The organism is Mycobacterium intermedium (assembly GCF_002086275.1).
Lineage (GTDB): Bacteria > Actinomycetota > Actinomycetes > Mycobacteriales > Mycobacteriaceae > Mycobacterium > Mycobacterium intermedium.
Genome location: NZ_MVHT01000172.1, coordinates 1 through 4,506, shown reverse-complemented (window position 1 = coordinate 4,506; position 4,506 = coordinate 1). Strand labels below are relative to the sequence as shown.

Sequence of the window (4,506 nt, the reverse complement as noted above, 5' to 3'; positions counted from 1 at the left end):
CCGAACAGTCGACCCATAACGACAAACCTCTCACAGTGCTACTGCCTGTACATACCCACTCTTGGCCGCGAGCGTGCGTGTCAGTCCTGCGACACGCCGAGCGTGACGTACAAACATGCACGCTCGCGGCCCAAAAGTGATGTCAGCGCTTGCTGTACTGAGGTGCCTTGCGGGCCTTCTTCAGGCCGTACTTCTTGCGCTCGGTGGCACGCGGGTCACGGGTGAGGAAGCCGGCCTTCTTCAGAGCGGGCCGGTCCTCGGGCTGCGCCAGGATCAACGCCCGGGCGATGCCCAGCCGCAGCGCGCCGGCCTGACCGGACGGCCCGCCACCGTGCAAATGCGCGTAGATGTCGAAGCTTTCCGTCCGCTCCACGGTGACCAGCGGAGCCTTGATGAGCTGCTGGTGCACCTTGTTGGGGAAGTAGTCCTCCAGCGTGCGGCCGTTGAGGTTGAACTTGCCGGTGCCGGGCACCAGACGCACCCGCACCACGGCCTCCTTGCGGCGACCGACGGTCTGGATGGGCCGCTCAAACACGTATGAGTCGCCGTGCGCCACGGGCGCGCTTTCCGTCGCGACGTCCGCAGTCTCGACGGCTTCGGTTGTCTCGGTCACTGGGCCACCTGCTTGATCTCGTACGGAACCGGCTGCTGAGCGGTGTGTGGATGCTCCGGACCTGCATAGACGCGCAGTTTGCGCTGGATCTGGCGGCTGAGCTTGTTCTTGGGCAGCATGCCCACGATCGCCTTCTCCACCACGCGGTCCGGGTGCTTTTCCAGCAGCTCACCGATCGTGCGCTTGCGCAGACCGCCGGGATACCCCGAGTGACGGTAGGCCATCTTGCTCTGCAGTTTGTCGCCGCTGATGGCGACCTTGTCGGCGTTGATGACGATGACGAAATCCCCGCCATCGACATTGGGTGCGAACGTCGGCTTGTGCTTGCCACGCAGCAGGTTGGCTGCCGCGACGGCAAGGCGGCCAAGCACCACGTCCGTGGCGTCGATGACGTACCACGAACGCGTGGTGTCACCCGCCTTGGGCGCATATGTAGGCACAGCGCTTACCTTCTTCTCTCTCTCTCGGGTGAATCCCGGTGTGACCCGGGTATCGGTCAGGCGTACGCGGTGGGGCTTGTCTCGGCGACCGACGTTGACCCGAGGCCCGGCGTAACCGCACGCCAACCGAGCAGCTTACCGAGCGGCGTCCCCGCAGGTCAAAACGCGCATACCAGGTATGAGCGCGCTCGGACACGGACGATCGCGCAGCGCGCTCGAGGCCGCCGGCACTTCGCATAGTGCCGCGAGCGCCCTATGGGCCGCCCCCGGCGCCGCCGGTGCCGCCGCCGCCGCCGGTACCGCCGTTAACACCGACGGGCGGATTGCCGGACCCGCCGGTGCCACCGCCCGTCCCGGGCTGGCCTTTGGAGCCGGGGCCGCCGGTACCGCCCCCACCCCCGGTGCCGCCGGTGCCGCCGGTGCCGTCTTTGCCCTCGCCGAACAGGGCGAGGCCCCCATTCCCGCCACCGCCGCCGGCGCCGCCCGAGCCGCCGGTGGCGCCCGGCACGCTCGCGTTGAACGCGGAGCCGCCAGTGCCACCTAGGCCACCTTGGCCGCCCAGACCGCCGGTTCCGCCGACACCGCCGACGCCGGTGGTGTTGCCGCCATTGCCGCCCTTGCCACCGACGCCACCGTTATCGCCCGCGACGCCAGCGCTGGTGGCGCTGTTGCCGTTGGTGCCGGCTCCGCCGGTGCCGCCGGTGCCGCCGGTGCCGCCCTTGCCCACGGTGGCGCCGGTACCGGGCGTGCCGGCGTCGCCGCCGTTGCCCCCGTTGCCGCCGGACGGGGCGGTGGTCCCGCCGGTCCCGAGGTCAGGGTGGAAAATGCCGCCCCCGCCGTCGCCGCCGCGGCCGCCGTCGCCCGCGTCGCCGCCGGTGCCCGCGGGGCCAATGGCGGCGCCGCCGTTGCCACCCGTGCCGCCGGTGCCGCCGTTGTTGAAGGCCTGAAGGACATCGCCGCCGCGGCCACCGTGGCCGCCGGTCTGGGTGCCGGTGCCGCCGTTGCCGCCCACCCCGCCAACTGCGGTGGCAGTCGAGAACGCGTTCTCGATGTACGCGGCCCCGCCGTACCCTCCGTTTCCACCTGGGCCGGTGGGCCCGCCGCTGGTGCCGGCGGCGCCGTTTCCGCCGACCGCGGTTCCCAACCCGTAGTTGCGCGCCACGCCCCCAATGCCGCCGTCGCCGACGCCAGTGATTCCGATGCCTCCGGCACCTCCACGACCGCCGAGCGCAGTGGCCGGTGAGGCGGCATCGCGGATTTCCGCGTCGCCGCCGTTTCCGCCGTGTCCGCCGCTGAGTCCGTAACCACCTGTTCCGCCGATTCCGCCGGTGGCAATAGCCATTGAGTCGGGGTTGTCGATGTACGCGGCCCCGCCGTTGCCACCGTTTCCGCCGGCGCCGGTGGCCCCGCCCTGGCCGCCGACGGCGCCGTCTCCACCGGTGGCGTTGCCAAGCCCGTTGTTGTACGCATCACCGCCGTTGCCGCCGTTTCCGCCGCTGGTGACTCCTGTGCCACCGACTCCGCCGTTCGCGCCGACGGCCTCGAGCGTTGCGGAATCGTTGTCGATGTGGGCGCTGCCGCCGTCGCCCCCGTCGCCGCCGCGACCTGTTGTACCCGTGCCGCCCTGTCCTCCGGTACCGGGCGTAACAGTTCCGGTTAGTCCGATGGTGGACGCATCGCCGCCGTTACCGCCGTTTCCGCCGGTGGCGCCGTCTCCGCCAACGCCGCCAGTGCCGCCGAACGAAGTGGCCGACGAGATGTTGTCGGTGTATGCGTTACCGCCGTTTCCGCCGTTTCCACCGACGCCGGTGGCCCCGCCACTGGTGCCGGCCGCGCCGTTTCCGCCGCTGGCGTTGCCAATCCCACTGGTGCGTGCGTCTCCGCCGTTTCCGCCGTTCCCGCCGCCCGTCGCGCCCGCGCCGCCCGCGCCGCCGTCGGCGCCGACGGCGTCCACCGCAGATAACTCGTTGTGGATGTAGGCGCTACCTCCCGTGCCGCCGTTTCCGCCGCGGCCGGTTGTGCCGGTGCCTCCCTGTCCGCCGGCGCCGGGCGTAACGTTCCCGGTTCCGTCGGAGCGAGCCTCACCGCCGTTGCCGCCGTCTCCGCCGGTGGTGCCGTCCCCGCCGGCCCCGCCGGATCCGGAGATTGGGGTAGCAGCCGAGGAGGTGTTGTATATCGTCGCGTTGCCGCCGTTTCCGCCATTTCCGCCGACGCCGGTCGACCCGCCGCTGGTGCCGGCGGCGCCATTTCCGCCGATGGCGGTTCCCACCCCGTAGGTGAACGCGGCGCCGCCGTTGCCGCCGTTTCCACCGCCGGTGACTCCTAAGCCCCCCGCGGCGCCGTTGGCGCCGACGGCATCCACCGTCGAGGAATCATTGCCGACAATGGCCGAGCCGCCGTCGCCGCCGTTGCCGCCGCGACCTGCTGTGCCGGTGCCCCCCTGACCGCCGACGCCGGGCGTGACATCTCCGGTTCCGCCTGTGGAAGCCGAGCCGCCGTGCCCGCCGTTGCCGCCGGTGGGGCCGGTCCCACCCGCCCCGCCGTCCCCGCCATGCGCGGTGGCCGTCGATGTCTCAAGCGTGATAGCTGCGAGACCGCCGTTGCCGCCGTTGCCGCCGGTGCCGCTGGTGGCGGTGCCCCCGTTTCCGGCAGTACCGCCGACGGCTTGCCCGGTTCCGAAGGTGCCAGACAGGCCACCGTCTCCGCCGCGGCCGCCGCTTGCGCCGTCCCCGCCCTCGCCACCCGTACCGCCGAGTGCGGTCGCCGCCGACGTGCTGTTCATAATGACCGCGGTGCCGCCGACTCCACCGGTGCCACCTGTTCCGCCAGTGGCGTCGCCCCCGTTGCCACCATTGCCGCCTTTGACGTCGCCGATCCCGTTGCTGTTAATGCTGCCGCCGGCGCCGCCGTTGCCGCCTTTGCCGTTGGGGGCGGCGCCGCCGTGCCCGCCGTTGCCGCCGCTGCTGCCGTAGGCACCGCTGGTCCCGCCTTTGCCACCGTTGCCGCCGGTGCCCCCGTCCCCGGCGGTCCCGCCGTTCCCGCCGGTGCCGCCGTTGCCGTAGAGCCCGCCGGCGCCGCCCACCCCGCCGTGGCCGCCGTTGGCGCCCGCCAGGGAGGCGTTGAACCCGGCCCCGCCGTTTCCGCCGTCACCACCGAGGGTGATCGTGCCCGCCTGCCCGGCCGCACCGGCCGATGCGCCGGGCCCGCCGGGTGCACCCCCAGCCCCACCAGCACCGATGACGGTGCTCGAGTTCCCACCTTGACCACCGGCCCCGCCATTGGGGGAGCCGCCCACACCAGCCCCGCCGGTGCCGCCCTGGCCACCCGCTCCGCTGTTACCGCCCGCCCCGCCGGCACCGCCGTTGCCGTGAGCGCCGGCCTGGCCTATCAACGGCGATCCAGCCCCACCGGGCCCGCCGGCGCCGCCTTGACCGCCCTGCCCGCCGTTGAGAC

The 4,506-nt window shown here is 72.5% G+C and carries 2 protein-coding genes and 1 pseudogene; all 3 read right to left on the bottom strand.

The genetic code is table 11. From position 1 onward, the window contains the following. Positions 1-142 precede the first annotated feature (142 nt). Entirely contained in the window at positions 143-613 is a 471-nt protein-coding gene (gene rpsI / locus BST27_RS29655; RefSeq protein ID WP_079219809.1) for a 30S ribosomal protein S9, read from the bottom strand. Continuing rightward, on the bottom strand, positions 610-1,053 hold the full coding sequence (gene rplM, locus BST27_RS29650) for a 50S ribosomal protein L13 (RefSeq protein ID WP_069417543.1): 444 nt from the start codon (positions 1,051-1,053) through the stop codon (positions 610-612). The genes rpsI and rplM overlap by 4 nt, the downstream gene beginning before the upstream one ends. A 253-nt stretch (positions 1,054-1,306) precedes the next feature. Next, positions 1,307-4,506: pseudogene (locus BST27_RS32810) on the bottom strand (PE family protein); the annotation flags it as partial.